Raw genomic sequence first — 25,105 nt, 5'->3', positions numbered from 1 at the left:
ACGAGCAACGCCACAGCGCATTGACACATCTGTACTACACAATTAGAACAGGTGTACCAGCAGCGTACCCATGGCTCCGAGTTCGCCCTACGCACCCTTCAAGGCGGAGGAGTGGATGCGCGCTTCCCTGATCACCCCCCGAAAGCGATGCCCCGTCACGGCTGGATCCAGGACCCAAGCACCCAGGACACGAAACGCTTCCACCCCGATGAAAAAAACTGGAACCGCGACCCGCGCGTGTTTGTGGATTCAGGGAGACCTTTTCCAAACCAGCCCCCGCTGCTGACCACGCGGGTGCACCTACGGCGAGAAACGGCGGAGCAACTCTGGAAGGAGCTTCTACGGGTGGGCTGGCAACCCTGCAGGCCCCAGTGGGGAGCTGATGTGGATGTCTGAAAAGTGAAGCGCTTCACCGGGGATTTCCAGGGTCAACCGAACTGGTAATGCTTGCGAACGGGTTGATGCACGCTCCACGTACACCTCAGCCCGGCTGGGAATTCCACCAGATCACCGCCCTTGATGTGCACGGGCGTACCGGATTCGGGCGTCACCGTCACGTCACCTTCCAGCAACAGACAGGTTTCCCTCTGGTCGTAGTGCCAGGGGAATTCACTCACTTCACAGGCCCAGATGGGCCATTCACGGGCCCCCAGCGCCACGATCACGCTGTCAGGGCAAGGGGAGGTCACACGAATCATCTCCGAGCAGATGATGTCATCAATCAAGTCCCATAATTACGCGGCGCCAGTCCGTCGCCGACCGTCAATCCCCGTTCCCAACGCTGCAGACGCTGAAGCAGGAGAACAGCGAGAACGGCCAGCAGCGCTCCACAGGCGCTCAACCAGCCCATCTGGCCAACACCGATCAACACCGCCGCAGTCCAGAGGACAACCCAACACCAGGGCTGCCCCCGACGAATCCAGCGCAGAGCGGTCGAACAACTGCGGCAATTCACGGTATGGCTGTTGTACCGGTCCATGAGCGAGGCCATCCCCTGCCTGGCCGGTAACGGCTGGCCTGCAAAAGGCTCTCCGCCGTGGCTGTTGATCCAGCGATGCAACGCGGCCACGTACACATCCGCCTCGGTTGGCAAGAAAAACGCGCGCTCGGCGGCAGCGCTGCCGCCGGCAGCCTCCAGCACCCGCTCCTGCCAATGCAGAAACACCTGGTCGTCTTCCAAAACTTTGTGGTTGCCGATGTGTTGCAGCCATCGGGGTCGCAAGCCCACAAGCACCCTGGGCAACGCGGACTTGAACTGGAATGGGAACCTGGCAAACAGACGGCACTCACCGCGGCGAATCGGCACGGCGTAGACCACGGTGAGAATCCGCGCGAACCCCTTGGCATTCAGGTCATGCCACATCAACTGAGGTGCGCGGAAATGGGTGAACTGGGAGCCCAGCCGCCCCCGGCGGGGACCCTCTTCCCAAAGAGCTTCAAATCCCGAATCGCCCTCCGACTGAATCACAGCCAGCACAGGTGCGGCGTTCTCCCGGTTGCCGACGGTTTTGTGATGTGTGAACGGCACATGACTCACATCCAGCACATTTTCGAGCAGGGTGAGCGCATCCATGGGGAGGTCGCGGAACGTGTCCTGCACGATCCATCCATCGGCCCATCCATCCCCCTGCTCCTGAAGCAAAGGAACCAGCGGGGGGTCTTTGGCCCCAGCCATCTCCGGATCACCGGTCCACACGAACAGAAGTCCCTGTCCTGAACAGGTGGGGAGGCTCGTGCAGCTGGACCGACGCCCCGATGGGCTTCCCCCCTCGCCCATCTGAGGGATGCGCGTGCAACGGCCCTCTCCATTGAAAGTCCAGCCGTGATAGGGACACTCCAGCTCCCCGGACGCATTGATGCGTCCCTCACTCAGAGGCACCAACCGATGAGGGCAAACGTCATCAAAGGCACGCCAGCCACTGGACGCGGCATCCCACCACAGAACGAGATCCCGCTCGAGAAGCGTGAAACGCTGTGGTCGTCCAGGATCGAGATCGCGCAAATAGGCAACCGGCCACCACTGCTCCGTCCAGCTGGCATGCATGGATCCGTGCACGAGTGCCGTCATGATCGCTGTCTCGGAGCAACGTCTGTGACTTCAAAGCAATGATTGAACTCGGGGACTACGGCCATCCGCCCAGCACCCGGCGCCGGGACTATTCCCTGGTGCTGCTGCAGCTGATGAAACGCATGCGCCTGGAGTTGCTGCTGCTGCTCACAATTGCGGTGCTGATCGAAAGCGAGGTGATTCCCGGAGGCTGGACAGCCGATGGCGATGTGGTGAGGATTCTCGGCATCGCGGCCTCGATCTTCATTGGCTTCCGCAACACCCAGGCCATCGGGCGCTGGTGGGAAGCGAGGAAACTTTGGGGATCGATCGTGAATGTGAGCCGGAGCTGGTCCGACACCCTCCGCGCCCACATGAGCAGCGACCGAATCAACAACAAACAGGAACGCCAGCTTCTGCAGTTGCAGGTGGCTCTGGTGTGGCAGCTGAATTTCCAGCTGCGAAACTTCTGGCACCGGGAGCTCAGGGAGCTGCAAGGGCAGCTTCTCGATGGCCTCAAGCTGCCCCGCAGCAGCAGCCTGCGCCAGCTCGGTCTGCAGCGGGCCGAGTGGATCCGGGCCCTACATCAGCACGGGCACATCGACAGTTTCGGACGCATGCAGCTGATGCAAGTGGCCAATGCCTGCACCGATGCCATCGGCGGATTGGAACGGATCCGCAACACGCCGCTGCCCGCGTCTTACGACGTCTTCGTGCGCTTGCTCACCTGGCTGTTCGGACTGCTTCTGCTCCTGTACTTTCACGACCTCGGGCCCGAGTCCCGAATCCCGATCAGTGGAGTGTTGATCGTGCTGCTGTTTCTCATGGCGGAACGCATTGGCGCCTATGTCGAGGGTCCCTTCGACGCTGACGGCAGCAGCTTCTCCCTCCCGCTCGACAGCATCTGCCTCACGATCAGCCGCGATCTTCTCGATGGTGACACTGACCATGTGCAGCATCTGAACTCCAAGGATCCAGTGCGCTGGACCTGAGCCGCCCACCCGCTCCCCCTTACGTCATGCCCTCGTTCGCTCTCTTCGCCCTACCCCTGGTTCTCGCCCTGTTTCATTTGGTGGGCCCTGTCCCGGAGGATCTTGGAGTTCACGGCGGTCACCTCAGCCCCTGCCCCGGGCCCGCGCACTGCGCGCGGTTCGACTGGGCGGTGACGGATTCCAGCGCAGCACTGGAGAGCCTCACCACACTGATCGAATCAACACCGCAGGCTGAGGTGATCAATCGGGAGGATGGCTACCTCCATGCCACCTTCAGCAGCCGCATCTTCGGCTTTGTCGATGATCTAGAGCTCAATGCAGCCGCCCCCGAACTGCTCGAAGCCCGATCTGTTTCACGCTTGGGTGACTCCGACCTTGGAGTGAACGGTCAGCGCCTGCAGACCCTGGCCCAGGGTTTGGAGAATCAAGGCTTCAACAAACCATGACTCTCCAACGCTCAGCGTTGTTCGGCGCTGGGACGCCTCGATATCGATCTCCCCGGTGCCGACAAAACCATGGCCTGCAGGCGACCTCGAAAGGCCACGCAGGCAGCGCACTGGCAGGGGTCGTCGTCGTGGACGCTGGCATGAGGCCGAACAGGCTGAAAGTGCGATCGCATGGAAAGAAGCCTTTCCTCAGTTCTGACGCGCAATCGGGAACACAGCCAGCATCAGCGAACAATTTCGGGGTTTTTTTTAGCTGATGAAACAAATCTGAGCGCTGCTTCGGCAATCGGACGCATCACTGCAGCATTTCTGCCAATTCCAGCGCACTCTGCAGAGCGCCCTCCGCCATCCCGAAGCCTGCACCGTCGATCCAGTCGCCACAGAACCCCACCCGGGCCTGCGGACACCACTGCAGATGCCTGGGCAACGCATGGTCAAGGGGTTGCGCCGCACCCCAGCGCATCACCCCGAGGCTGCGCGCCTCGGGAAGTGCCGCCTGCAAGGCAGGCCAAGGCACAAGCAGCTGGGGCAAGGCCGCCAGCAAGCGCTTCTCGTGATGCACCAGCAGATCCGGTTGGGTGTCTGGCCTGATCTCAGCACCATCATCGAGGCCATGCACCACCAAGCCGAGGCGGCCATCGCTCTGTTGGTGCAGGACCAGCCGTTCGACACCGCAGCGATCCTGGACCTCCTCTGTGAGCCAGATCTGTCGAGGGAGCGGATCACCGGTGACCGGAGGCAACTCCAGCATCAGGTTCCAGCGCACGCTGGCCGTCATCACGGCAATCGACTCCAGAGCTGCATCAAGGCCGGGATCGACCCCAACGGCCACCGCGCTGCGCAATGGAACATCTGGCCAGCCCAGCATCGCCAGCGAGCGCGGATGGGCCAGCAGTGTTCCACTCAGCACCAGCGTGTGTGCCCGCCAGCCGCCAGGCAGCAACCAACGTCCGTCCTCCCAGCTGAGCTTGCTGATCCGCTCCCCGAAGCTGGTGAACACAGCGTCTCCGGCGTCGGCCAACAGCGTTTCGGCCACGGCAGCCATGGTGGGCTGGCCACGCCAGCGCGGACCGCAAAGCAACGGATGAGCGGGAGGCTCACACAGCGCGCCTTCCCCATCGAGACCGACCACAGGAGCAGCATCCGGCGCCAGAACCCCGCGATCACAAAGATCGTCGACAAGCGCGCCCAAGCGTCCCTGCGGTGCAGCGCTGAAGCTGAGGGTCGGCGCGCCATGGTCCAGCCGCCAGAGGCCATCATCCCGCCGGCGTCGCGTTGCACAACGACCTCCCGGCCCGCGTCCAGCCTCGAGGATCACCAGGGAATCGACTGTTTGGTTGCGGCGAAGAGCCGACGCCAGAGCACAGGCCGAAAGCCCCGCACCGATCACCGCCAGATCCACATCAGCCATGAGCTCGCCATTCTCTGCGGAGAGTCTGAATAAAAAAGACGGGTGGCGGCCCGTCTTGGATCTCCCGATTGGCGTCCCAGAGCAATGCCCTCCGACGCGTTCTTTATCGCGCGGTCGACGCAGCAGCGCCGTAGGCATCGATACTCAACAGCACCTCTGACAACGGTTGGGGGGGTTGCTCGGCGTTGCTGGTGACCTCAAGGATCCGGCCAATCGATCCCTGAGTATTCAATGCCTCAAGGCAGCAACGCGCCACCAAGCGACGGGGGATGGATTGACTCTCCTGTTGATCCGGCCCTGTCCAGAAAACGCCCTCACTCTCGAGCGCCTCCTCCCGTTCCGACAGCCCCCCCGGGCGGATCACGGTCCAGTCCAAGCCGCTGCGTTCAAGACTGCGTTCCCCCACGCGCTTCCACACCAGAATCAGCCCGAACAAGTTGAGTGGATGGCGCCAGCGTCCGCTGCAGAGGGAGCTCACCAGCACCACACGGCGCAGACCCACCCGTTGGCAACTCTCCAGCTGCCGCTGCACACCCCAGGCATCCACGCGCATCGGACCGGTGAGATCCACAGACGGCCGCGCTCCGGTGGCGATCACGAGAGCATCCGCGCCAAGGAGGGCGTGATCCAGGGCGGAGGGGTCCAGCAAGCTCAAACGGTGCTGCTCACAACCCTCCAGGGAAGCGGGGATCTGTGAGTCGGCGCGCAGCAGCAGCCGCGGTTGATCTCCGGCGGCCAGCACCTCTTCGGCGATTCGAAACCCGGTCTTGCCAGACGCTCCACTGATGGCGATCGTGCGTGGGCTCATGGCAGGGTCTCCTTGATCACATCAACCAGGATCTCCTGCAAGTCTGCCAAGGCTGCAGCAGCCTCTCCCTCCTTGATCTCCAGCAATGCGGCGATATCCGTTTGGGGATCCCAGTAGCCGATCCGAGTGGTTCCCGACTGATCCCATACGGCGATGGTGAACGGTATGAACAGATTGGCGAGCGGATTGGCGGCCATCACCACGGCGTCGAGGGAAGGTTTGCTGACGAGCAAGGCCGTGTTGGCCGGGATCCGCCGCCCCTGGTTGCGAGCCATGCGCTGGTGGTTCAGCTCAGCCCGAATCTGAAACCCCCGCTGGATCAGGCCGGCACGCAGACGTTGCACCGTCTCCGCAACCGTCATCGGCGACACCCACTGGCGGATGTAACCCTTCAGGGCCTGGGTGTTTGCGGAGGCTGTTTGGGCGGAGGCTGTTTGGGCGGAGGCTGTTTGAGAGGAGGCTGTTTGGGCGGAGGCGACCCGTAGATGGGTGCACTCCAGAACCCCAGCTGACCCCAGCAAGGCCAGGCTGCTGACCACGGGCACCAGCAGGCGACCCCAAAGCAGCGGCATCATGGTCTACGAGCAATCAGTTAACGCTAGGTGAGCTGGAAAGCAGCCAAGGCATGGACAAGCCGCACTCCGAGGGAGGGACGACGCCACTTCCGCCTGGTGCTCCAGGGAGGGCGGGGAGCCGAGCGATGGGTGGAGCTGAGTTCCGTTCTCACTCCTGAGATTCGGCTTCGCCTCAGCTGGAGCGAGCTCCGCGACCGGTCGCGCTGGGACAGTGGCTGGCAGTCGATTCCCCCTGACGCCTCAGAGGGAGACAGCTGACGGCAAGGGTTTGGTGGCAATCACCGCAAAGAAGGGGTCGCCCTTGCCGCCAACCCATCCCATGGGCCCAGGCTTGGGGGTTTCCTCCGCAATCAGTTCCGGCTTGGGCCATCCCTGAGCCATCAGCACCTCAGCGACGTAGCGAAGATGATCGCCATCGGCACCATCGGTCCAGATCTGGGGAGCTTTGGTGAAAAACATGCGATTGCTGAACGCCACGATCACCTGGCCATTGGGGCGGGTGATCCGGAAAAGCTCCTCGGCAATGGCTTCCGGTTGCTGCAGGTATTGCCATCCCGCCACGATCAAAGTGCAGTCGACGCTGCTGTCTTCAAGAGGCAACACCTGCGACTGGTTGAGGTTCTGCACCCAATGACGATCGAGGCGGGGATTGGCCTGCAACTCCTGGGCGTTGAGGCCATGGCCGATGACCTGCTCGTAACGCTGATCGTCGGGAAGGTGGCTCACCCAGCTGCTCATCAGATCAAGCACCACGGCACATGTGGGGATGCGTTCGCTGTAGAGCTGGGTCAGTCGCCCTCTGAAGCCGCCATCGAGGTGCTGAACGAACCGGGGTTCGCTGTAGAAGAGAGCATCATCACTGCCATCCAACTTGTAGCGCTCGTTGGCACTGAGAACCTGAACGACCACTGCACTGCCCGCTGACATCCGGGCGGAACCTAGAGAAAGAAACGGGAAAGTGCGTCACACCAGGGCAATTCGGCGCAAGTGCGCGGGAGATCCCTTGCAGCTGGTCGCCGTAGCGATTGCAGCGGCCGGAGGAGTTCTTCTGGGTGGCCCGACCGTGCTAGCTGTGCTGGCTAGAGGCCGTCGCACCCACTGAGACGGACCAAGAGCGTCAGAGCGCCAGGCTCTCGAGCAGCTCGGACTGGGCTCTCTTTCCGGTAATGGCATGGGCCGCCATCGCACCGCTGGCGGCCACCGGAGGAATGCCGATTCCAGGAAACGTGCTGGCACCGCACTGCAGAAGCCCCTTCACCGGGGTCTGCACCCCAGGGAACAATCCCCGAGCCGCCGAGAGCGCTGGGCCATAGCTGCCGTGATGAACCGACAGGTAATGGCGGTGCGTCAGCGGCGTGCCCTCCATCACTACCTGGCAACGGCTGCGGAGATCTGGAATGCGCTGCTCCAGCACACGCCAGAACACCTGACAGCGATCAGCACGCTGGCGGTCGTAGTCAGGCGTGGATCGATCCAACCCGCTCCAGTGCTCCCAGGGTTCATTCGCTGGCGTGTAGGCATGCAACACATGCTGACCGGGAGGGGCCATCCCTGGATCAAGCACCGATGGAACTGACACCACCACCGCGTTGCGCTCCGCTGTGATGCCACGCTCCCAGTCCCCAACCCAAACGGTGTGAATCGGCAGGTCGTCCAACCCGGCGGCATCGAAACCAAGATGAAGATGCAGGAATGAACCGCAAGCGGGCGTGTTCAAACGGTCCTGCCGCCATCGCGACGTTCCGTTCTCTGGCAGCAACGCCGCCGTGCTCCAGGCATCGGCATTGCTCACAACATGATCCGCATCCAGTTGCTCTCCGTTGGTGAGTTCCACGCCGATCACCCGATCGCCATCAAGCCTGATCTGCTTGACCCGGGCACCCAGTCGCAAGGTTCCGCCGTGCTTTTGCAGGCCCCGCACCAAGGCGTTCACAACACCGGCGCTTCCACCCTTGGGGAAGTCAAGACAGGCCTCAGGGTCAAACCACTCCCCGAACAGCGTGGCCATGGCCGCAGCGTTGGTATCCGCCATCGGCATCCCGCTGATCAGAAAGCAGAGAAGGTCAACCCAGTGCCGCAGGAAGGGGTCCGTCAGATGACGGTCCACAAGCGGACCAAAGGCACCGCTGAGATGCCGAAGAGCCGGAAGATGCGGCAACAAACGGCCGCTGCGTCTGAGTAGGGGCCCGATTCCATCGCCCCCTCCCGCTGGAAGCGCCAGAAGGGGCAGAGCATCAGCCGCCGCTGCGATCGGCTGCAGCGTTCTGGCGAAATGCCTCCATTCCTCCAAAGCTGCATCACCACGTAGCTGTTGCACCACCTGCTCAAAACCGTCTGCGCCGACGCCGATCCGAAGGTGACCTTCCGGGAAGAGAACGTCCCAGTCCCGATAGGACATCACCTCGATCGGTTCATCAAGAGCTCGAAGAATCTGAGCGAGAGGATTGTTGCTGGGCCACCGGCCCAGGCCACTCCACAGCGATGGACCGGATTCGAAGTGATAGCCCTGGCGCTGAAAGCCGTGGGCAGCACCACCGGGTGCCCCATGGGCCTCCAGGAGGAGCACCTCATGGCCAGCACGGGCACAGAGGGCTGCACAACACAAACCACCGATGCCGCTGCCAATCACGATCACCTCGGTTTTGGTGGTCATGGGGAGATGCAGAAGATCGGTGATGGATTCATAGCCGGTCACAGCTCCGACCGTTGCGGACATGCCCTGAGACACCACAGTCCCTAGGTTTTTGATACGAACAACTGATATTCAGTGAGCGAAACAGAAAGCCGGTCCCGTCGCGAGCCAGCCAGCGGCCTCCTGGGATGGATCCGCCGGACACCTCCGCTGGTGCTGCCCATGGTGGTGCTCAGTGCCGGACTGGTGGTGGCCGGTGCTGTGGCCGTGAAAGGGATCCGCACAGCCGCAGACACCATTACCGTGACGGGAGCCAGCACAGAACGCATCCGCAGTGACTTTGCCGACTGGACCGTGGTGGTTCAAGGCAGCGGAGCAAGCCAGCAGGCCGCTTATCAGGCTGTGCAGCCTGATCTTCAGCGAACACTGGCGTTTCTTCGTACGCAAGGCGTCCCCGATGGCTCGGTTCAGCTCGCGGTGCTCGAATCGTCGAGCAACGACATCCGCAACCGCGTGAACGGGGCCTTGATCAAAACCGAGTGGTCGGCCCGGCAGCCGATCCGCATCAGCACCCCCGATGTGAACCTCATCAGCAAGGTGTCCCGATCCATCGGTTCACTGGTGGGAGATGGCGTCTCGCTCACAATTCAGCCGCCCGCCTACACCTACACAAAATTGGCCGACAAGCGGGTCGACATGCTCGCCAAAGCCACAGCCGATGCACGCAAACGCGCAGTGGCCATTGCAGGGCAGGCAGGATCCGGAATTGGGGCAATCACCAAAGCCGATACGGGCACGTTTCAGATCACAGTTCCGAACTCAACGGACATGGGCCGCTACGGCTCGTACGACACTCGCACGATCAACAAAGACATCACCGCAGTGATGGGTGTGACGTTCCGCGTGCAGTGATCGCGCTTCCGCTGATCCTCCTTGGCATCGCCTGGCTCCAGGAGCTGATCGATCAACTGGTGTTCGCCGGTCGCTTGAACCTGGCCATGGGGCCGGGGACTCCTTGGTGGTCACTATTCACAGCCCCCTTCAGCCATGGGGGCTTCGGGCATCTGCTCGCCAACAGCCTGGTGTTTCTTCCCCTCAGCTACCTGGTGCTGGCACGCAGCACCAGGGCCTATGTCGCTGTTTGGATCGCGGTCATTCTGATGGAGATCCCGGTGTGGCTTTTCTGGCCCGTCGGAGCCCATGGCCTCTCGGGCGTGGTGTACGGACTCATCGGCTACCTGTTGTTGATCGGCTTTCTCGAACGGCGGCCTCTGGCCCTCCTGTTGAGCCTGATCACGCTGTTGCTGTTCGGCAGTGCCTTGCCCGGACTTCTGCCCTGGGCTTCACCCGCTGGCGTGAGCTGGATTGGCCATGCCACAGGATTCATCGCCGGACTGATCGCAGCGAAAGTCGTTCAAAAAGAGCCTCAGGCTTCAGGGTCATCCTGACCACCAGTGCTTAAGAATCGTCCCGACGTCTTCACGGCCAGAACAGCAGCGGCCGCTCCATAGCCGACAAAGGTGGCCACCTGACCGAAACTGCCGGTCTCATAAAGATCGGCATTGAGCAGAAGCCAGTCAACAAGCGACGAAGCAGTGCCCCAGATCACCACCCACACCGACACGTAGATCACTCCCCGGGTTGTGCTGTTCAAGGAGCTGAAGGCGACATCGGGTGTGACCGTAGATCAAATCCACTCAGCTGCTTGAGCACAATTCCATGGCTACAACCATTCCAGGAACGACCTCGGCCATGAGCGAACAGGATCAGCAACAACCCGTGGTGATCAAGCAGGGAGGCAACGGCATCGGCTTGGTGGTGGCCGCGCTGATCATCGGAGGATCCATCATATACGCCATCAACATCTGGTCAAACACCAAGCAGCAGATGATCAAGGCACCAGCTGAAGCAATCCAGAAGGGTGTCGAGTCTGTGAAGAAAGCGATTCAACCGGGGTCCTGATTCAGCGTCAGCCCCCCTCCATCGACTGCTGATGGCTGTGCTGTCGGTAGAGATCGCTGGGATCATCCTCCTTGGCATCTCCAGCCTTCGCTCTCTTCTCCGCCGCTTCCTCTTCTTTCTGCACCACCCGTTCATAGGCGTTCAGCGTGTCGGATTCGGGTCTGGACTCCTGGGAGCTCATCAACTGTGCCGTCAGCATTCCTTGATGCTCGCATCAGGAAGAAAGCGCTGCAACGATGGCGCTTTCGTTTCAGCGTCATGAAGAAGCGCGAGCGGGCGGCCGTGGTTCTGGAGCGATTGAACGCGCACTATCCCGAACCTCCGATCCCCCTCGATCACAGCGATCCCTTCACCCTGCTGATCGCGGTCCTGCTCAGCGCCCAGTGCACCGATAAGAAGGTCAACGAGGTCACACCGGCACTCTTTGCCGCAGGCCCCACCCCAGAGGCGATGGCAGCCCTTGATGAAAAAGAGATCCTTTCCCATATCCGCCAGCTTGGCCTGGCCAAAACCAAGTCAAGGAACGTTCACAAGCTGGCCCACATCCTTGTGAATGTGCACGCAGGCCAAGTTCCGACCAGCTTCGAGGAGCTTGAAGCGCTGCCGGGCGTGGGTCACAAAACCGCCAGCGTGGTGATGGCTCAGGCATTCGGCGTGCCGGCATTCCCAGTCGACACCCACATCCACCGCCTGGCCCAGCGCTGGGGGCTAAGCAGCGGAGAGTCGGTGGCGACAACCGAAAAGGATCTCAAGAGCTTGTTTCCCAGAGACTCCTGGAACAAGCTGCATCTGCAGATCATTTTTTACGGGCGGGACCATTGCACCGCTCGAGGCTGCGACGGCACGGTGTGCCCGCTCTGCCGTGAGCTTTACCCCAGGCGCAAAAAGCCAGTGGAGTGGAAAAAGCCCTAATTGAGGCCAATCGTCAAACCACTGTTACGATTTGTTGTATTACATCGAGAGCAGATCATGGAACGCAATTCCGCACAAGACAGCTGGTTCCAAGGCTCGGCAGCCCGAGCCATTCATGAAGAGCAGCTGGCACGGGTCGAGCGCTTCAACGGCCGCGCCGCCATGCTCGGGTTTGTGATCGGCGTGATTACCGAAGGGTTGACCGGTCAAGGGATCCTGCATCAGATCGGCCTGGGCCCTCTGGTTGATGGCTATGCCGCTTGCAGCGCCCAATACTTACCCTTCTGCTTCTGATCGACACCACCTTCCGCCCTCAGCCCTAGGGTTGAGGGCTGTCAGATCAGAGGCATGCCTCGCAAGCGCCGCAAGCTCAGTAAGGAGATGGAGGCTGACATCAAAGCCGCCCAGAAAAAAGTGGAGTTCATCTCCGCGATGATTCGAGATATCCGGGAAGAAGACATCCAGAACGAGTACGCGGAAGCGTTTTCCCGCGTGCACGTGGCCAGCGCCCATCTGGCCCAGCTCTATGAAACCGAGGGTGTCACAGAAGAAAGCGAGGGAACCCTTGCCCTCTACAAGGGGTTGCTGACCCAATTCGAGGAAGAATACGAACTCTGATCGCCTGAGCAGGCGGTCAAAGTCATGCTGGCGCTCCCAGAACCCGGTACAACCAGGTTGATTTCGTTAGATGGCAGCCATGACCGAGCGCGGCGACACGGGAACGCAAGCGAACGATCCCCGCTGGTTCGACCTGCTGATGGCCAGTCGCTGGCCCCTGGCCGTCGTCCTGGCGGCCTGGGCCGTGGCCATCGCTGCCGTCCAGATTCTGAAAAAGCCCATCCCCATTGGTCTGCCCCTCAGTCAGCCCCTGCCGGTGAAGCTCGTCGGTGGGGTGAGCGTGGAACAGTTCAAAGTCCCAGTCCGCGTCAAAAGTGAAGGAGCGCTCTCCGTTGAAGCCATCAAGGCTCTTCCAGTGAGCGGCAGCGTCAAAGTGCCGGAGGGAGTCGCGTTAAGCCGGCCGATTCAGGTAGACACCAGCACGCCGCTGGAGGTCAACAGTGATGTGAACGTCGACAGCCCCATTGTCGTCTCAGAGGTCTCCAATCCCGTCTCGATTCGGGCGGTGGATGGCGAAACACTGCAGGTGAGCACCCCTGACGGGGAGACGCTCAACATCATCGGCGGAGTGAAAGTGAACTCCGTGGGCGGCAAGATCAATGTGCGCTTGCGTGATGCGGCCCAATCCCTCCTGCCCACCCCTTAATTCTGTGGCTTTGAGCGACCTGCCAGACCTCTCCGCGTTGAACCTCTCCGCGCTGAACCTGGCTGTGATCGGTCATCAGGAATGGGTCACCTTTCTGGAGGTGGATTGCCTGCCCCAGCCAGGCCGCATCAGCCGTGCCTGCCGATCCCTCGAGGAACCGGCCGGCGCGGGAGCCGTTGTTGCTGTTCAGCTGGCGCGTCTCACTGGGCGCCGGGTGCTGTTTTTTACCGCTCTCGGCTCCGATGCCATCGGTCAACGCAGTGAACAACGCCTCAGGGAGCTGGGGGTAGAGCCTGTGATCGCCTGGCGCGACATCCCGAGCCGGCGTGGCATCAGCCTGATGGATCCAGGCGGCGACCGGGCGATCACCGTGATCGGTGATCGACTCACCCCCTGCGCGCAGGATGCCCTCGGCTGGGAACGACTCGCGGACTGCGATGGCGTGTTCGTATCAGCGACCGATGCCGCTGGCCTGCGCCTTGCCCGACAAGCCAGGGTGCTGACAGCCACGCCAAGACTGCGTCTGCCGGTGCTTCAGGAGGCATCGGTTCCACTGGATGCCTTGATCGGCAGTGGCCTTGATCCCAGCGAACAGCTGCCCGAGGGGAGCCCTGATCCCGCCCCCATGCTGCGAATCGCCACGGAAGGTGCCGATGGTGGCCTCCTGATTCCTGGAGGTCGCTACGCACCGGAACCTCTTCCTGGCCCCATGGTCGAGTCCTATGGCTGCGGCGACAGTTTTGCTGCAGGGGTAACTGCTGGCCTGGCCGCGGGATGGGAGGTTGCTGATGCGGTGCGACTCGGTGCGCGCTGTGGTGCTGCCTGCGCCACGCGTTTCGGTCCCTATGGCTAGGAGTGGGATTCCCTCAGCACCGGGCATGAGCACCGATCTGCACACCCTGGCCATCCGGCAGCTCAGACGAGTCCTCACCAATCTTCAGATGATCCTGCGCCTGGCAGCCAAGGATCTTGAAGCAAGGGGAATCGATGAATCTGTATTGCTCGCTAGCCGGCTGTATCCCGACATGTTCGACCTTCAGCAACAGGTGCAGGCTGCCACCGACATCGCCCGGCGAGGAGCAGCACGGCTCATTGGCGAGGAGCCGTCATCCCTTCCCGACAATGCCCCCAGTTTTGAGGGGCTGATCGCCCGCATCGACACCACCCTCTCCCAACTGGAGGCATTCCCTGCAGAAGCGTTCATCGGCAAAGAACAAACCACCGTGACCATGCCGATCCCCAAGAGCTTCGGTGGCGGCAAACTCACCTTCAACGCCCTCGAGTTCCTCACCGACTTCCTCCTGCCCAACGTGTATTTCCACACCACGACGGCCTACGCCATCCTTCGGCATAACGGCGTCAACATCGGCAAGCGTGATTTTCTGGGAATGCAATTAAGCAGCTCCTGAGTTCAGCTGCCCTGCAGCCGCTTCAGTCCCTTCCAATGTGCTCAGGATCGCTGGCGGCGATCGGATCCAATGAATAAGGTCCAGAAAGAGCCTGTTGTTCGCCTCGAATGTCTGATCTGAAATGCCCCTTCAGTGGCCACACCGGTGCGGTCACACCAGCCGGCAACACAAGCAACGGCGATTGGTGGCCCAATCAGATCAACCTCGGGGTCCTGCACCAGCATCACCCGGCCTCCAATCCCCTCGGTGACGAATTCGATTACCCGTCGGCATTCGCCGCACTGGATTACAGCGCCCTGAAGGCAGACCTTCAGGCTCTGATGACCGATTCTCAAGACTGGTGGCCCGCCGACTGGGGCCACTACGGAGCACTGTTCATCCGTCTGGCCTGGCACAGCGCCGGCACCTATCGCACGGGCGATGGTCGTGGCGGTGCCGGCCACGGCAATCAACGCTTTGCCCCCCTCAACAGCTGGCCTGACAACACCAACCTCGACAAAGCCCGGCGGCTGCTGTGGCCGATCAAGCGCAAGTACGGCAATGCCATCTCCTGGGCTGATCTGATCATCCTTTCGGGCAATGTGGCCCTGGAATCCATGGGCTTCCGCACCTTCGGCTTCGCCGGCGGCCGGGTGGATATCTGGCAGCCGGAAGAGGATGTGTTCTGGGGAAAGGAAACCGGCTGGCTCAAGGATGAGCGCCGCAACGACAAAGGTGAGCTTGACCAGCCTCTGGCCGCTGTGGAGATGGGGCTCATCTACGTGAATCCCGAAGGTCCACATGGTGAACCGGATCCCGTGGCATCAGGACGCGACGTGCGTGAGACCTTTGCGCGCATGGGCATGACCGTGGAAGAAACCGTGGCTCTTGTGGCCGGGGGGCACACCTTCGGCAAGTGCCACGGAGCCGCTCCGGACAGCAACCTTGAAGCCGAACCGGAAGGTGCTGCTCTCCATGAGCAGGGCCTTGGATGGCGAAACACCTACGAATCGGGCAAAGGCGAGCACACCATCACCAGTGGCATCGAAGGCGCCTGGAAACCGAACCCCACTCGCTGGGATCAGGGCTACTTCCAGATGATGTTTACCTACGAGTGGGAGCTCACCAAAAGTCCAGCAGGCGCCTGGCAGTGGACGGCCAAGGATGTGAAGCCCGAGCACATGATTCCCGATGCCCATGTGGCCGGGAAGTCATCAGCGCCGATCATGACCACCGCTGATCTATCCATGAGGCACGACGCCATCATGGAACCGGTGGCCCGGCGCTTCCATCTCGACCAGGAAGCCTTCGCGGATGCTTTTGCCCGGGCCTGGTTCAAACTCACCCATCGCGATTTAGGGCCCCGCGCGCTCTACCTCGGTCCAGACGTTCCCGAGGAGGTGCAGATCTGGCAGGACCCTGTTCCGCCCGTCACCCATCCCCTGATCGACGACGCTGACGTCAGCAACCTCAAGCAGCAAATCCTGGCCAGTGGCCAGAGCGTGTCCGCCCTCGTGGCAGCGGCCTGGGGCTCAGCATCCACGTTCCGTGGCTCCGATCGCCGAGGCGGCGCCAATGGCGGACGCATCCGGCTCCTGCCCCAACGCACGTGGGAGGTGAACGACCCCCAACAACTCAATGGTGTTCTTGCGGCCTTGGAAACAATTCAGGCCCAGTTCAACAGCAGCTCCTCCGGTGGCAAAGCGGTGTCGATCGCTGATCTGATCGTGCTGGGCGGGTGTGCAGCAGTGGAGAAGGCAGCCGCCGATGGCGGACACACCGTGATGGTGCCCTTCCGGCCCGGCCGCAGCGATGCGGGCCCGGAACAAACCGACACGGCGTCGTTCAATGTTCTCAAGCCCTTGGCAGACGGGTTCCGCAACTGGCAGCGCAGCGGCCTTCCCCTTCGAGCCGAGGAGTTGCTCATTGACAAAGCCCAGCTGCTCACGCTCAGCGCCCCTGAAATGACCGTGCTGCTTGCGGGTCTGCGTGTGATGGGAGCCAACACTGCCGGCAACCGTCAAGGCGCGTTCACTCAAAACATCGGCGTGCTCAGCAACGACTTCTGCGTGAACCTGCTGGACATGACGACCCACTGGACGCCAACCAGCGAGGCGCAGGATGCCTACATCGGTCGCGACAAAGCAACTGGTGCCGAGCGCTGGAGCGCCAGCCGTGCCGATCTGGTGTTTGGATCCAACAGCCAGCTTCGCGCCATCGCTGAGGTGTACGCCCAGAACGACGGCGGCAGCCGCTTTGTGGCCGACTTCGTGAAAGCCTGGGTGAAGGTGATGGAGCTCGACCGATTCGACCTACACAGCTGAGGCCATCAGGCTGGGGGCCCAATGGCGTGCCGTCTGAATCCAGGCATCGACCTCGGATTCAGCTGCCGCTGAGAGGCGCTTGCCCTGCACATCGCGGTAGAGGTCTGCAACGGCCCACGCTTCCGTCTCGGGGATGCCACTGCAACGAGGGATGAGATGCAGATGGAGGTGGCGCGCTCCCTCCCCGAAGGCAATGGCATACACGCGCTCGCAACAGCTGGTCTGCTTCACCAGGAGCGAGGCCCGTTGCACCATGAGGCCCCATTCCTCCGCTTCCGCAGCACTGAAATCAAGCGGTCCTCCGCAGTGGCGACGGGCATCGAGCAAACACCAACCTGCGAGAGGACTGGGATGTGGGTGGTGACGCAGCAACCAATGCTCACTTCTCCAGATCTCCATGGGTTCGAGCTGAGGTGAGTTCTGATGCAGCGCACAGATTGCGCAGGTTGGCTCAACGGGAGGAGGGGCAGGTCTCATCATCAGCAATCACCAGAGCATTCAGCCTGAACCAGCGCAACAAAAAGCCCCCACTTTGAGGTGAGGGCTTTCCGATTCAACTGACGCTGAATCTTTTGGTAGAGACTTCAGCCTCAGCCGATGGCGGGTGCTTGCAGAGCCACAGGAGTGGACTCAGCAGCTGCCAGGTCGAGGGGGAAGTTGTGAGCGTTGCGCTCGTGCATCACTTCCATGCCGAGGTTGGCGCGGTTCAGCACATCAGCCCAGGTGTTCAGGACGCGGCCCTGACCATCAAGGATGGACTGGTTGAAGTTGAAACCGTTCAGGTTGAAAGCCATGGTGCTGACGCCCAGGGCAGTGAACCAGATGCCGACCACAGGCCAGGCAGCCAGGAAGAAGTGAAGGCTGCGGCTGTTGTTGAAGGAGGCGTATTGGAAGATCAGGCGACCGAAGTAACCGTGGGCAGCCACGATGTTGTAGGTCTCTTCCTCTTGACCAAACTTGTAGCCGTAGTTCTGGGACTCGCTCTCGGTGGTTTCACGCACCAGGGAGGAGGTCACCAGGGAGCCGTGCATGGCGGAGAACAGGGAGCCACCGAACACACCTGCGACGCCCATCATGTGGAAGGGGTGCATCAGGATGTTGTGCTCTGCCTGGAACACCAGCATGAAGTTGAAGGTGCCGGAGATGCCCAGGGGCATGCCGTCAGAGAAGGAACCCTGACCGAAGGGGTACACCAGGAACACGGCGGAGGCAGCAGCCACAGGTGCGCTGTAAGCAACGCAGATCCAGGGGCGCATGCCGAGGCGGTAGGAAAGTTCCCACTCGCGGCCCATGTAGCAGAAGATGCCGATCAGGAAGTGGAAGACAACCAGCTGGTAAGGACCGCCGTTGTACAGCCACTCGTCGAGGGAGGCAGCTTCCCAGATGGGATAGAAGTGAAGGCCGATGGCGTTCGAGGAAGGCACAACAGCACCGGAGATGATGTTGTTGCCATAGATCAGGGAGCCGGCGACGGGCTCACGGATGCCGTCGATGTCGACGGGGGGCGCTGCGATGAAAGCAACGATGAAGCAGGTGGTGGCAGCCAGCAGGGTGGGGATCATCAGCACACCGAACCAGCCCACATACAGGCGGTTGTTGGTGGAGGTGACCCACTCGCAGAAGGACTGCCAGCCATTGGCGCCGGAGCGCTGCTGAATGGTGGTGGTCATGAGTACGGGAGAAAAAAGCGTCAGGGAAAACCCTTCGGCGGTAAAGAAAGCCGGAATACCGGCATAACCAATGTAAAGGAATTTTGCGCATCGACAACGAAGTTCACGAAACCGGGGCGTGACCATCCCTCATCGCATGCATAACCTCAGCTGATGAAACAGCCCGGACGGCGACAAGTTCTGCGTCTCATGGCCGGCGCCACCGTGTCGGGCACGGCCCTGGAGATTCTGCTGAGGCACGCGGCGTCGCAACCACTGGATTCAGAACAGAACAGGTCCCAAACCCAGGCCGAGCCTCTAAGGATTGGGCTGATCAGTGATCTGAACAGGTCGTACGGCAGCACCAGCTACGGCGCGACCGTTGCACGGGGCGTGAATCTTCTGTTGCAGCAGAAGCCCGATCTCGTGATTTGCGCCGGCGATATGGTCGCGGGCCAGAAGACGTCGCTCACTGACCGCCAGCTTGCAGCGATGTGGGAGGGCTTTGAGACCTCCGTGCGAGGGCCACTGCAGGCAGCCGGCATACCACTTCTGCCGGCGATGGGGAATCACGACGCCTCAAGCCAGCGATCTCAGGGCCGCTGGATCTATGCACGGGAGCGGCAGCAGGCCTCACGGTTCTGGAACAGACATCGGGACGCGCTGACACCGGGGCTGACGGAAGCGAAGAACGTTCCGTTCCAGTACGCCTGGCGACGCCCCGGACTGTTCATCGTGGTGATGGATGCCTCATCCGCAAGCGTGAGCAGAGCTCAGCGGCAATGGCTCTCCCGCACGTTGAAGTCATCACAGCGTCAGAAAAATGACCTTTGCCTTGTTGTGGGCCACCTCCCCTTGACGGCCTTCAGCCAGGGCCGGGCACGCGCTGGCGAATGCATTCACGACGCCGCATCACTGGCTGACGAACTGCGCCAGGCCCAGGTGGATCTTCTGATCTCAGGTCATCACCATGCCTGGTATCCCGCCGAGGCACTGGGCCTACGACTGCTGAGCCTCGGTGCGATGGGCAGTGGACCCAGGCGATTGATCGGAAGCGACCGCATCTCACCTCCATCCCTGACGTTGATCGATTGGTCGGAGACCGATCAAACCACCAAGGAAACGACCCTGAACCTCAACGACCTCACTCCGATGCAGACCGCGATGCTTCCCGAGAGAATTTTGGTGCCCGGTTTCGCAGAAGCGCGGCGGCGCAGCTCGCAATGGACGCGTCGCCTGTTCTGATCCCCGCAAGGGCCATGCCCAGGCCCTCCTGATCGTTCTATAAGCCGGAGAGGATCTGCTTTCCATCGCTCCATGGCCATCCGCATCGGCATCAATGGATTTGGCCGCATTGGCCGGCTCGCCTTTCGTCAGGCCATGACCTGCCCGGATGTGAAGGTTGTGGGAATCAATGATCTGATCGAGGTCGATTACCTGGCCTACCTGCTGCGCTACGACTCCACCCATCGCCAGTTTCAGGGCGACATCCGCGTGGAGAACGGGGCGCTTGTTGTGAATGGCCAATCCATCCGGATCACCGCTGAACGGGATCCCAGCCATCTGCGCTGGAACGAGGTCGGCGCAGATTACGTGCTCGAGAGCACAGGATTCTTCCTCACCAGCGAGCTTGCGAAAGCCCATCTCGAGGCCGGCGCCCATCGTGTGGTGATGAGTGCTCCATCCAAGGACGACACCCCGATGTTCGTGATGGGTGTGAATCACACCAACTACGCCGGCCAAGCAATCGTGTCCAACGCCAGCTGCACCACCAACTGCCTGGCTCCTCTGGCCAAGGTGGTGCACGACAACTTCGAAATCGTCAGTGGTCTGATGACCACAGTGCATGCCACCACGGCGACACAGAAACCGGTGGACAGTCCCTCGCTCAAGGATTGGCGAGGCGGGCGCGGTGCTGGGCAGAGCATCATCCCAAGCTCCACGGGAGCAGCGAAAGCTGTGGGCCGAGTCATTCCTGAACTGAACGGCAAGCTCACAGGCATGGCGTTCCGAGTCCCCACTCCAGACGTTTCCGTTGTGGATCTCACGGTGAATCTGGGCCAGCCAACAAGCTATGAAAACCTCAAACAAACCATCAAACAGGCCTCAGAAAACGGTCTTTCTGGAATCCTTGGATACACGGAAGACCCGATCGTTTCCAACGATTTACTGGGGGAAAGCTGCACCTCGGTGTTTGATGCCGGGGCGGGAATGGCTCTCAATGACCACTTCATGAAACTGGTGGCCTGGTACGACAACGAATGGGCCTACAGCTGCAAATGCATTGATCTCATCAGGCACATGGCTGCAGATCAGTCCTGAATCGCTTAGCGCAACAAAAAGCCCCCACCTTGAGGTGAGGGCTTTCCGATTCAACTGACGCTGAATCTTTTGGTAGAGACTTCAGCCTCAGCCGATGGCGGGTGCTTGCAGAGCCACAGGAGTGGACTCAGTCGCAGCCAGATCGAGGGGGAAGTTGTGAGCGTTGCGCTCGTGCATCACTTCCATGCCGAGGTTGGCGCGGTTCAGCACATCAGCCCAGGTGTTCAGGACACGGCCCTGAGCATCCAGAACCGACTGGTTGAAGTTGAAACCGTTCAGGTTGAACGCCATGGTGCTGATGCCCATGGATGTGAACCAGATGCCGACCACGGGCCAGGCAGCCAGGAAGAAGTGAAGGCTGCGGCTGTTGTTGAAGGAGGCGTATTGGAAGATCAGGCGACCGAAGTAACCGTGGGCAGCCACGATGTTGTAGGTCTCTTCCTCTTGGCCAAACTTGTAGCCGTAGTTCTGGGACTCGCTCTCGGTGGTTTCACGCACCAGGGAGGAGGTCACCAGGGAGCCGTGCATGGCGGAGAACAGGGAGCCACCGAACACACCTGCGACGCCCATCATGTGGAAGGGGTGCATCAGGATGTTGTGCTCTGCCTGGAACACCAGCATGAAGTTGAAGGTGCCGGAGATGCCCAGGGGCATGCCGTCAGAGAAGGAACCCTGACCGAAGGGGTACACCAGGAACACGGCGAAAGCAGCCGACAGCGGAGCGCTGTAGGCCACGCAGATCCAGGGGCGCATGCCGAGGCGGTAGGAGAGTTCCCACTGACGCCCCATGTAGGCGGAGATGCCGATCAGGAAGTGGAAAACAACCAGCTGGTAAGGACCGCCGTTGTACAGCCACTCGTCGAGGGAGGCAGCTTCCCAGATGGGATAGAAGTGAAGGCCGATGGCGTTCGAGGAAGGCACAACAGCACCGGAGATGATGTTGTTGCCGTAGATCAGGGAGCCGGCGACGGGCTCACGGATGCCGTCGATGTCGACGGCGGGCGCTGCGATGAAAGCAACAATGAAGCAGGTGGTGGCAGCCAGCAGACAGGGAATCATCAGCACACCGAACCAACCCACATAAATGCGGTTATTGGTGTCGGTGACCCACTGACAGAAGCTTTCCCAGCTGCCGGTGCGACCGCTGCGAATTGCGGTAGCCATAGAACAAATGAGTACGGGAGCGAATCTGGACGCTCAAAGAGAGCCTGGATTCGCAATTAAGGCTATGGAGTTGTCGTTCAAGAATCACGACATCACATCATTCGAGTCATCTCGCAGCATTAATTCACGACAGCTTCATGAACACTTCATGAAGCTTCTTGAAGTCAGGTCACGTTCCAGTCGCTCCTCGCTCGGATCCAGTCGCGTGCCTGGTTTGCGAAAACGGGGAGATCAAGCCGTTCTCGCTCTGCCGCACGGGCTACCAGCAACGGCGCCTGACGTTTGAGTTCCTCGAGGTCAGGCTTCGCAACACCTGCATTGAGAGCCATCCAATCCGCCATCGACGCTCCCACGACGCGGGTGAGGTAGGCAGCACTCAACGCTTGCACAGCGCCAGCTGCTAGCCAGCTCGCTCCATCGAGCTTGGCAAGACCAAGCAGAGCCTGCCCGCTCCACTCCACAACGCCCTGGGCGAGCGCGGCACCTCCGAGCTGACGAACCACAGCCTGCAAGACGTCCTGACTCCAAGTGCAATTCCAGATCGTGGCCATCTCCTTGACCATCAGGCCGTTGCCGACCGCGACGGCCAACAGATCGACACTGGGCACCGGTGACGCAGCCACCACACCGGCCACAATCCACTGGCTGCGCTGAAGCAGAGCACGGAACCGTTCTCTGCGAAACCCTTCCAGTTCGGCCTGCCACTGGCGATGCAGGTCGCGCAACAGCCGTTGGCGTGTGCTCTCCCGAACCCGTTGCGGATCCTCAAGCTGACGACGCACGGGTTGAAGCACCGTCCGCAGAGTCGCGGCGGTTCCTTCCCACGGGAGAAGCTGCGAATGCCAGCGCTCCGGTAGCTGACAGATCAAGGCCTGGATCTGCTCTGGAGTGGAGGACTCCGACTCGAGCAGCAACCAAACAGGGCGATCAACAGGCAGCTGCTCAAGCCAGAGCAGATCAGCCGCCCGCAGTGGCAGGGACAGCACATGCAGAAGAACATCGAGCTGCTGCAGATCTTCTGGCCAGCTCCAGGACGTGCCGACAACCGGAAGAGGCCTTCCGATGCAGAGGTCGAGATTGCGAACCCCCGCCAGCGCACCTAGCAATCGCTCCGTGGACGGCAACGGTGTGCCGTCAGTGGCCACGACCCCAAGGCTGAGCGGATCGTCGAAAGCCAGCCTTTGTTGCAGCTCGGCCGCTCGGGGAGCTCGCAGGTCGGTGAGCCCAAGAACCGTCTCAAGTTCGGCGAACTGGCAGAGCACCTGTTCGCAGCGCTGAACCCAGGCCTTCAGCGATTCAGGTTCCTTAAAGGAAGGAGCCTTCGCAGGCCGGGTGAGCCACCAGAAACCGGCTCCAGCCGCAACAACGCCAAATCCTCCTCCAGGAATGTGCGCCACATCGGTGAGCAGCCAGTGCCCAGCAGTGAGGACACCGGCGGAAACAGCCAGCCGCCTCACCAGGTGAGGAGAGAGAGACCAACCGGAGCCGGCCAGGTTGCGGATCGATTGAACCGGAAACTGCACAACGGGTCCACGGACCCGGCTTTCCTAGCTCACTCTGCTGCCTAAGGCACACGTTGATGACCAGCCTGCAATCGTGCAGCAGGCAATCCGACCCTCTCTTGCAGCCAGGACGGACACCACTCCATATGGTTGATAAGTAAGAACTCGCCGCCCATGGCCAGCGACCGCCGAGATGAGGTGAAGCGGGTGCTGATGGTGGCCTTATCCATCAACCTCAGCATGACCGCGCTGAAGCTTGTGGTGGGGTTGGTGAGCGGATCCCTGGCGGTGATCGCTGATGCCATGCACAGCGCCACGGATGCCCTTTCAAGCCTTCTGGCGCTGATCACCAACAGCCTCTCTGACCCGAAGCCCGACCGAGACCACCCTTACGGACACGATAAATACGAAGGCATCGGCGCCCTGGCGATCGCTGGTTTCATCTTCTTCACTGCGATCGAGATCCTGATCACCGCCGGGCAACGGATCCTGGAGGGCCTACCGCAGCTGAAGATCGAAGGCTCCGAGCTGCTGCTGCTGCTCCTGGTACTCGTTCTCAATGTGTTTCTGGCCCGTTACGAACGTCGCAAGGGACGAAAGCTCAACAGTCAGCTGCTTCTGGCCGATGCCAATCACACCACCAGCGACATCTGGACCACCGTGATCGTGCTAGTGGGACTGACAGGAGCCTGGATCCTCAAGGTGAACTGGCTGGATCTGGCCCTGGCCATGCCCCTGGCCGTGATTCTGATCCGTGTTTGCTGGCACGTTCTGCGGGACAACCTGCCCTGGCTAGTCGATCACATCGCCATTGCCCCCGAAGCAATCCACGAGCAAGCCATGGGAGTTCCAGGAGTTTTGAACTGCCACGACATCGCCAGCCGAGGGGTCCTGGGTCAGAGAGTTTTTATCGACATGCACATGGTGGTGGATGTTGATGACCTCGCCGCAGCCCATCGCATCACCGAGCAGGTCGAGGACCGACTGGAGACCCGCTTCGGACCGGTGCGCTGCACAATCCATCTTGAGCCGAGGGATTACGCGGAACAACAGATCACTTTTCGGGGAACCCACGGTTGAAACAGCTGCTGAAACAGCTGACGAAGCTCCCCAAGAAACTCGCGGGTTTGCGGTGATGCGTCACACTTGCGCCTGACTCCAGGCCCCAGGCCATGACTGATTCCTATAGCGATTCCCGCCAACAGGGCGGACCAGGTGAAGGCGGCCGCGAGGGCGGTCGTGGAGCCCGAGGTGGCCGCGGCCCCGGAAACCGAGAGGGTGGCGGCTTCAGGATCAGATTGAGCGACAACGAGATGCGATCCGCTCGGGCGCTCCAGGAAGCCCTCAATCTGCGCTCCACCGTGGCAGTGCTCGGCTTTGCCGTCCGCACCCTTGGGCAGATGCTCGAGGAGGGAAAGCTTGACGAGCTGGTGGCCCAGCAACGCTCCCAGAGCAACCGTGGCGGCGCTCGCCGTGATGATGATCGGGGTGGCCGTCGTGGCGAAGGCCGCGGTGAAGGAGGTCGCAGCTCCAGGCCTGATCCTTTCGCACGACCCGCTAAGCCTCAGCCCCCTGCTCCAGAGCCTGAACCTGAGCCCGAAACCAGTGCAGACGCTGATGTCGAGCCAGCTTCTGCAGAGCCTGAAGCACAAAACACCGAAGAAGCTGCAGCCGACGCAGGCCCGATCAGCGAGACCGGAGCCTGAT

At 61.2% G+C, this 25,105-nt stretch carries 31 protein-coding genes; 18 read left to right on the top strand and 13 right to left on the bottom strand.

Features of this window, described 5'->3' with window-relative positions; genetic code table 11:
- Window positions 1-51: 51 nt before the first annotated feature.
- The gene (locus SynMEDNS5_RS04115; protein WP_370593569.1) at window positions 52-396 is read left to right on the top strand and encodes a DUF1651 domain-containing protein; all 345 of its coding nucleotides are present in this window, start codon (window positions 52-54) and stop codon (window positions 394-396) included.
- A gap of 32 nt (window positions 397-428) precedes the next feature.
- On the opposite strand, the gene SynMEDNS5_RS04110 is transcribed toward SynMEDNS5_RS04115, so the two are convergent.
- Together SynMEDNS5_RS04110 and SynMEDNS5_RS04105 are read right to left on the bottom strand one after the other, a co-directional pair.
- The gene (locus tag SynMEDNS5_RS04110; protein ID WP_186584837.1) at window positions 429-698 is read right to left on the bottom strand and encodes a cupin domain-containing protein; all 270 of its coding nucleotides are present in this window, start codon (window positions 696-698) and stop codon (window positions 429-431) included.
- A 23-nt stretch (window positions 699-721) separates the two neighbouring features.
- Window positions 722-2,044: a Rieske 2Fe-2S domain-containing protein gene (locus tag SynMEDNS5_RS04105; protein WP_186585831.1), complete on the bottom strand. Its 1,323-nt coding sequence runs from the start codon at window positions 2,042-2,044 to the stop codon at window positions 722-724.
- Between the two features lie 62 nt (window positions 2,045-2,106).
- Here SynMEDNS5_RS04105 and SynMEDNS5_RS04100 point away from each other — a divergent pair, with 62 nt between their 5' ends.
- A complete protein-coding gene (locus SynMEDNS5_RS04100; protein ID WP_186584835.1) occupies window positions 2,107-3,039 on the top strand; it encodes a bestrophin family ion channel in 933 nt (310 codons plus the stop codon).
- Window positions 3,040-3,065: 26 nt separating this feature from the next.
- Window positions 3,066-3,485 carry a DUF1499 domain-containing protein gene (locus SynMEDNS5_RS04095; protein ID WP_186584833.1) on the top strand — a complete coding sequence of 140 codons (420 nt, stop codon included), beginning with the start codon at window positions 3,066-3,068 and terminating at the stop codon, window positions 3,483-3,485.
- 295 nt (window positions 3,486-3,780) lie between these two features.
- On the opposite strand, the gene SynMEDNS5_RS04090 is transcribed toward SynMEDNS5_RS04095, so the two are convergent.
- The 3 genes from SynMEDNS5_RS04090 to SynMEDNS5_RS04080 all read right to left on the bottom strand — a co-directional run bounded on the left by SynMEDNS5_RS04090 (window position 3,781) and on the right by SynMEDNS5_RS04080 (window position 6,279).
- Window positions 3,781-4,896: an NAD(P)-binding protein gene (locus SynMEDNS5_RS04090; protein WP_186584831.1), complete on the bottom strand. Its 1,116-nt coding sequence runs from the start codon at window positions 4,894-4,896 to the stop codon at window positions 3,781-3,783.
- A gap of 103 nt (window positions 4,897-4,999) precedes the next feature.
- Window positions 5,000-5,704, bottom strand: a complete 705-nt coding sequence (locus tag SynMEDNS5_RS04085; RefSeq protein WP_186584829.1) for an SDR family oxidoreductase — start codon at window positions 5,702-5,704, stop codon at window positions 5,000-5,002.
- Window positions 5,701-6,279, bottom strand: coding sequence for a DUF302 domain-containing protein (locus SynMEDNS5_RS04080; RefSeq protein WP_186584827.1), 579 nt, complete (start codon window positions 6,277-6,279; stop codon window positions 5,701-5,703). The genes SynMEDNS5_RS04085 and SynMEDNS5_RS04080 overlap by 4 nt, the downstream gene beginning before the upstream one ends.
- A 27-nt stretch (window positions 6,280-6,306) precedes the next feature.
- On the opposite strand from SynMEDNS5_RS04080, the gene SynMEDNS5_RS04075 reads away from it, so the two are divergent.
- Window positions 6,307-6,537, top strand: coding sequence for a TIGR02450 family Trp-rich protein (locus SynMEDNS5_RS04075; RefSeq protein WP_186584824.1), 231 nt, complete (start codon window positions 6,307-6,309; stop codon window positions 6,535-6,537).
- On the opposite strand, the gene SynMEDNS5_RS04070 is transcribed toward SynMEDNS5_RS04075, so the two are convergent.
- A complete protein-coding gene (locus SynMEDNS5_RS04070; RefSeq protein WP_255440295.1) occupies window positions 6,520-7,206 on the bottom strand; it encodes a class I SAM-dependent methyltransferase in 687 nt (228 codons plus the stop codon). The genes SynMEDNS5_RS04075 and SynMEDNS5_RS04070 overlap by 18 nt on opposite strands.
- Before the next feature lie 190 nt (window positions 7,207-7,396).
- Window positions 7,397-8,932, bottom strand: coding sequence for an NAD(P)/FAD-dependent oxidoreductase (locus SynMEDNS5_RS04065; protein WP_186585829.1), 1,536 nt, complete (start codon window positions 8,930-8,932; stop codon window positions 7,397-7,399).
- 201 nt (window positions 8,933-9,133) lie between these two features.
- On the opposite strand from SynMEDNS5_RS04065, the gene SynMEDNS5_RS04060 reads away from it, so the two are divergent.
- Both SynMEDNS5_RS04060 and SynMEDNS5_RS04055 read left to right on the top strand, forming a co-directional pair.
- Window positions 9,134-9,823 (top strand): SIMPL domain-containing protein, encoded by a 690-nt coding sequence (locus tag SynMEDNS5_RS04060; RefSeq protein WP_255440368.1) that lies wholly within the window; start codon window positions 9,134-9,136, stop codon window positions 9,821-9,823.
- Window positions 9,820-10,359 carry a rhomboid family intramembrane serine protease gene (locus SynMEDNS5_RS04055; protein ID WP_186584820.1) on the top strand — a complete coding sequence of 180 codons (540 nt, stop codon included), beginning with the start codon at window positions 9,820-9,822 and terminating at the stop codon, window positions 10,357-10,359. The genes SynMEDNS5_RS04060 and SynMEDNS5_RS04055 overlap by 4 nt, the downstream gene beginning before the upstream one ends.
- Here SynMEDNS5_RS04055 and SynMEDNS5_RS04050 read toward each other — a convergent pair.
- Window positions 10,338-10,565, bottom strand: coding sequence for a hypothetical protein (locus tag SynMEDNS5_RS04050; RefSeq protein WP_186584810.1), 228 nt, complete (start codon window positions 10,563-10,565; stop codon window positions 10,338-10,340). The two genes, SynMEDNS5_RS04055 and SynMEDNS5_RS04050, sit on opposite strands and share 22 nt — an antisense overlap.
- Before the next feature lie 65 nt (window positions 10,566-10,630).
- Here SynMEDNS5_RS04050 and SynMEDNS5_RS04045 point away from each other — a divergent pair, with 65 nt between their 5' ends.
- Window positions 10,631-10,873 (top strand): hypothetical protein, encoded by a 243-nt coding sequence (locus tag SynMEDNS5_RS04045; protein WP_255440294.1) that lies wholly within the window; start codon window positions 10,631-10,633, stop codon window positions 10,871-10,873.
- Window positions 10,874-10,880: 7 nt separating this feature from the next.
- On the opposite strand, the gene SynMEDNS5_RS04040 is transcribed toward SynMEDNS5_RS04045, so the two are convergent.
- The gene (locus SynMEDNS5_RS04040; RefSeq protein ID WP_186586039.1) at window positions 10,881-11,072 is read right to left on the bottom strand and encodes a hypothetical protein; all 192 of its coding nucleotides are present in this window, start codon (window positions 11,070-11,072) and stop codon (window positions 10,881-10,883) included.
- A 59-nt stretch (window positions 11,073-11,131) separates the two neighbouring features.
- On the opposite strand from SynMEDNS5_RS04040, the gene nth reads away from it, so the two are divergent.
- From nth to katG, 7 genes are all read left to right on the top strand, one after another.
- Window positions 11,132-11,785, top strand: a complete 654-nt coding sequence (nth, locus tag SynMEDNS5_RS04035; RefSeq protein ID WP_186584808.1) for an endonuclease III — start codon at window positions 11,132-11,134, stop codon at window positions 11,783-11,785.
- A gap of 57 nt (window positions 11,786-11,842) precedes the next feature.
- Complete coding sequence (locus SynMEDNS5_RS04030) at window positions 11,843-12,079, top strand: high light inducible protein (protein WP_186584806.1); 237 nt, start codon at window positions 11,843-11,845, stop codon at window positions 12,077-12,079.
- Window positions 12,080-12,133: 54 nt separating this feature from the next.
- Entirely contained in the window at window positions 12,134-12,403 is a 270-nt protein-coding gene (locus SynMEDNS5_RS04025; RefSeq protein WP_186584804.1) for a hypothetical protein, read from the top strand.
- 70 nt (window positions 12,404-12,473) lie between these two features.
- Entirely contained in the window at window positions 12,474-13,049 is a 576-nt protein-coding gene (locus tag SynMEDNS5_RS04020; protein ID WP_255440293.1) for a hypothetical protein, read from the top strand.
- A 4-nt stretch (window positions 13,050-13,053) separates the two neighbouring features.
- Entirely contained in the window at window positions 13,054-13,902 is an 849-nt protein-coding gene (locus tag SynMEDNS5_RS04015; RefSeq protein ID WP_186584802.1) for a PfkB family carbohydrate kinase, read from the top strand.
- A gap of 25 nt (window positions 13,903-13,927) precedes the next feature.
- Window positions 13,928-14,458, top strand: coding sequence for a DUF1993 family protein (locus SynMEDNS5_RS04010; RefSeq protein ID WP_186584800.1), 531 nt, complete (start codon window positions 13,928-13,930; stop codon window positions 14,456-14,458).
- Between the two features lie 107 nt (window positions 14,459-14,565).
- Window positions 14,566-16,761, top strand: a complete 2,196-nt coding sequence (katG, locus tag SynMEDNS5_RS04005) for a catalase/peroxidase HPI (RefSeq protein ID WP_186584798.1) — start codon at window positions 14,566-14,568, stop codon at window positions 16,759-16,761.
- Here the strand turns inward: katG and SynMEDNS5_RS04000 are convergent.
- Both SynMEDNS5_RS04000 and psbA (SynMEDNS5_RS03995) read right to left on the bottom strand, forming a co-directional pair.
- A complete protein-coding gene (locus SynMEDNS5_RS04000) occupies window positions 16,750-17,160 on the bottom strand; it encodes an HIT family protein (RefSeq protein ID WP_255440292.1) in 411 nt (136 codons plus the stop codon). The genes katG and SynMEDNS5_RS04000 overlap by 12 nt on opposite strands.
- Window positions 17,161-17,351: 191 nt before the next feature.
- On the bottom strand, window positions 17,352-18,431 hold the full coding sequence (psbA, locus tag SynMEDNS5_RS03995; protein WP_006040880.1) for a photosystem II q(b) protein: 1,080 nt from the start codon (window positions 18,429-18,431) through the stop codon (window positions 17,352-17,354).
- A gap of 153 nt (window positions 18,432-18,584) precedes the next feature.
- On the opposite strand from psbA (SynMEDNS5_RS03995), the gene SynMEDNS5_RS03990 reads away from it, so the two are divergent.
- Window positions 18,585-19,655, top strand: coding sequence for a metallophosphoesterase (locus SynMEDNS5_RS03990; RefSeq protein ID WP_186584785.1), 1,071 nt, complete (start codon window positions 18,585-18,587; stop codon window positions 19,653-19,655).
- A 72-nt stretch (window positions 19,656-19,727) separates the two neighbouring features.
- Window positions 19,728-20,732: a type I glyceraldehyde-3-phosphate dehydrogenase gene (gap, locus tag SynMEDNS5_RS03985; RefSeq protein ID WP_186584783.1), complete on the top strand. Its 1,005-nt coding sequence runs from the start codon at window positions 19,728-19,730 to the stop codon at window positions 20,730-20,732.
- An 87-nt stretch (window positions 20,733-20,819) separates the two neighbouring features.
- Here the strand turns inward: gap and psbA (SynMEDNS5_RS03980) are convergent, their stop codons facing one another.
- The gene (gene psbA, locus SynMEDNS5_RS03980) at window positions 20,820-21,896 is read right to left on the bottom strand and encodes a photosystem II q(b) protein (RefSeq protein WP_186584768.1); all 1,077 of its coding nucleotides are present in this window, start codon (window positions 21,894-21,896) and stop codon (window positions 20,820-20,822) included.
- 164 nt (window positions 21,897-22,060) lie between these two features.
- On the bottom strand, window positions 22,061-23,419 hold the full coding sequence (locus SynMEDNS5_RS03975; protein WP_186584766.1) for a YcjF family protein: 1,359 nt from the start codon (window positions 23,417-23,419) through the stop codon (window positions 22,061-22,063).
- Between the two features lie 153 nt (window positions 23,420-23,572).
- On the opposite strand from SynMEDNS5_RS03975, the gene SynMEDNS5_RS03970 reads away from it, so the two are divergent.
- Both SynMEDNS5_RS03970 and SynMEDNS5_RS03965 read left to right on the top strand, forming a co-directional pair.
- The gene (locus SynMEDNS5_RS03970) at window positions 23,573-24,478 is read left to right on the top strand and encodes a cation diffusion facilitator family transporter (protein WP_186584764.1); all 906 of its coding nucleotides are present in this window, start codon (window positions 23,573-23,575) and stop codon (window positions 24,476-24,478) included.
- 92 nt (window positions 24,479-24,570) lie between these two features.
- On the top strand, window positions 24,571-25,104 hold the full coding sequence (locus tag SynMEDNS5_RS03965; RefSeq protein WP_186584762.1) for a hypothetical protein: 534 nt from the start codon (window positions 24,571-24,573) through the stop codon (window positions 25,102-25,104).
- Window position 25,105: the final 1 nt, after the last annotated feature.

Origin of the sequence: Synechococcus sp. MEDNS5 (assembly GCF_014279875.1) — a bacterium.
In the GTDB taxonomy this organism is placed as follows: Bacteria; Cyanobacteriota; Cyanobacteriia; order PCC-6307; family Cyanobiaceae; genus Synechococcus_C.
The sequence above is the reverse complement of the archived record's forward strand: the minus strand, read 5'-3'. Positions and strand labels throughout refer to the sequence as shown.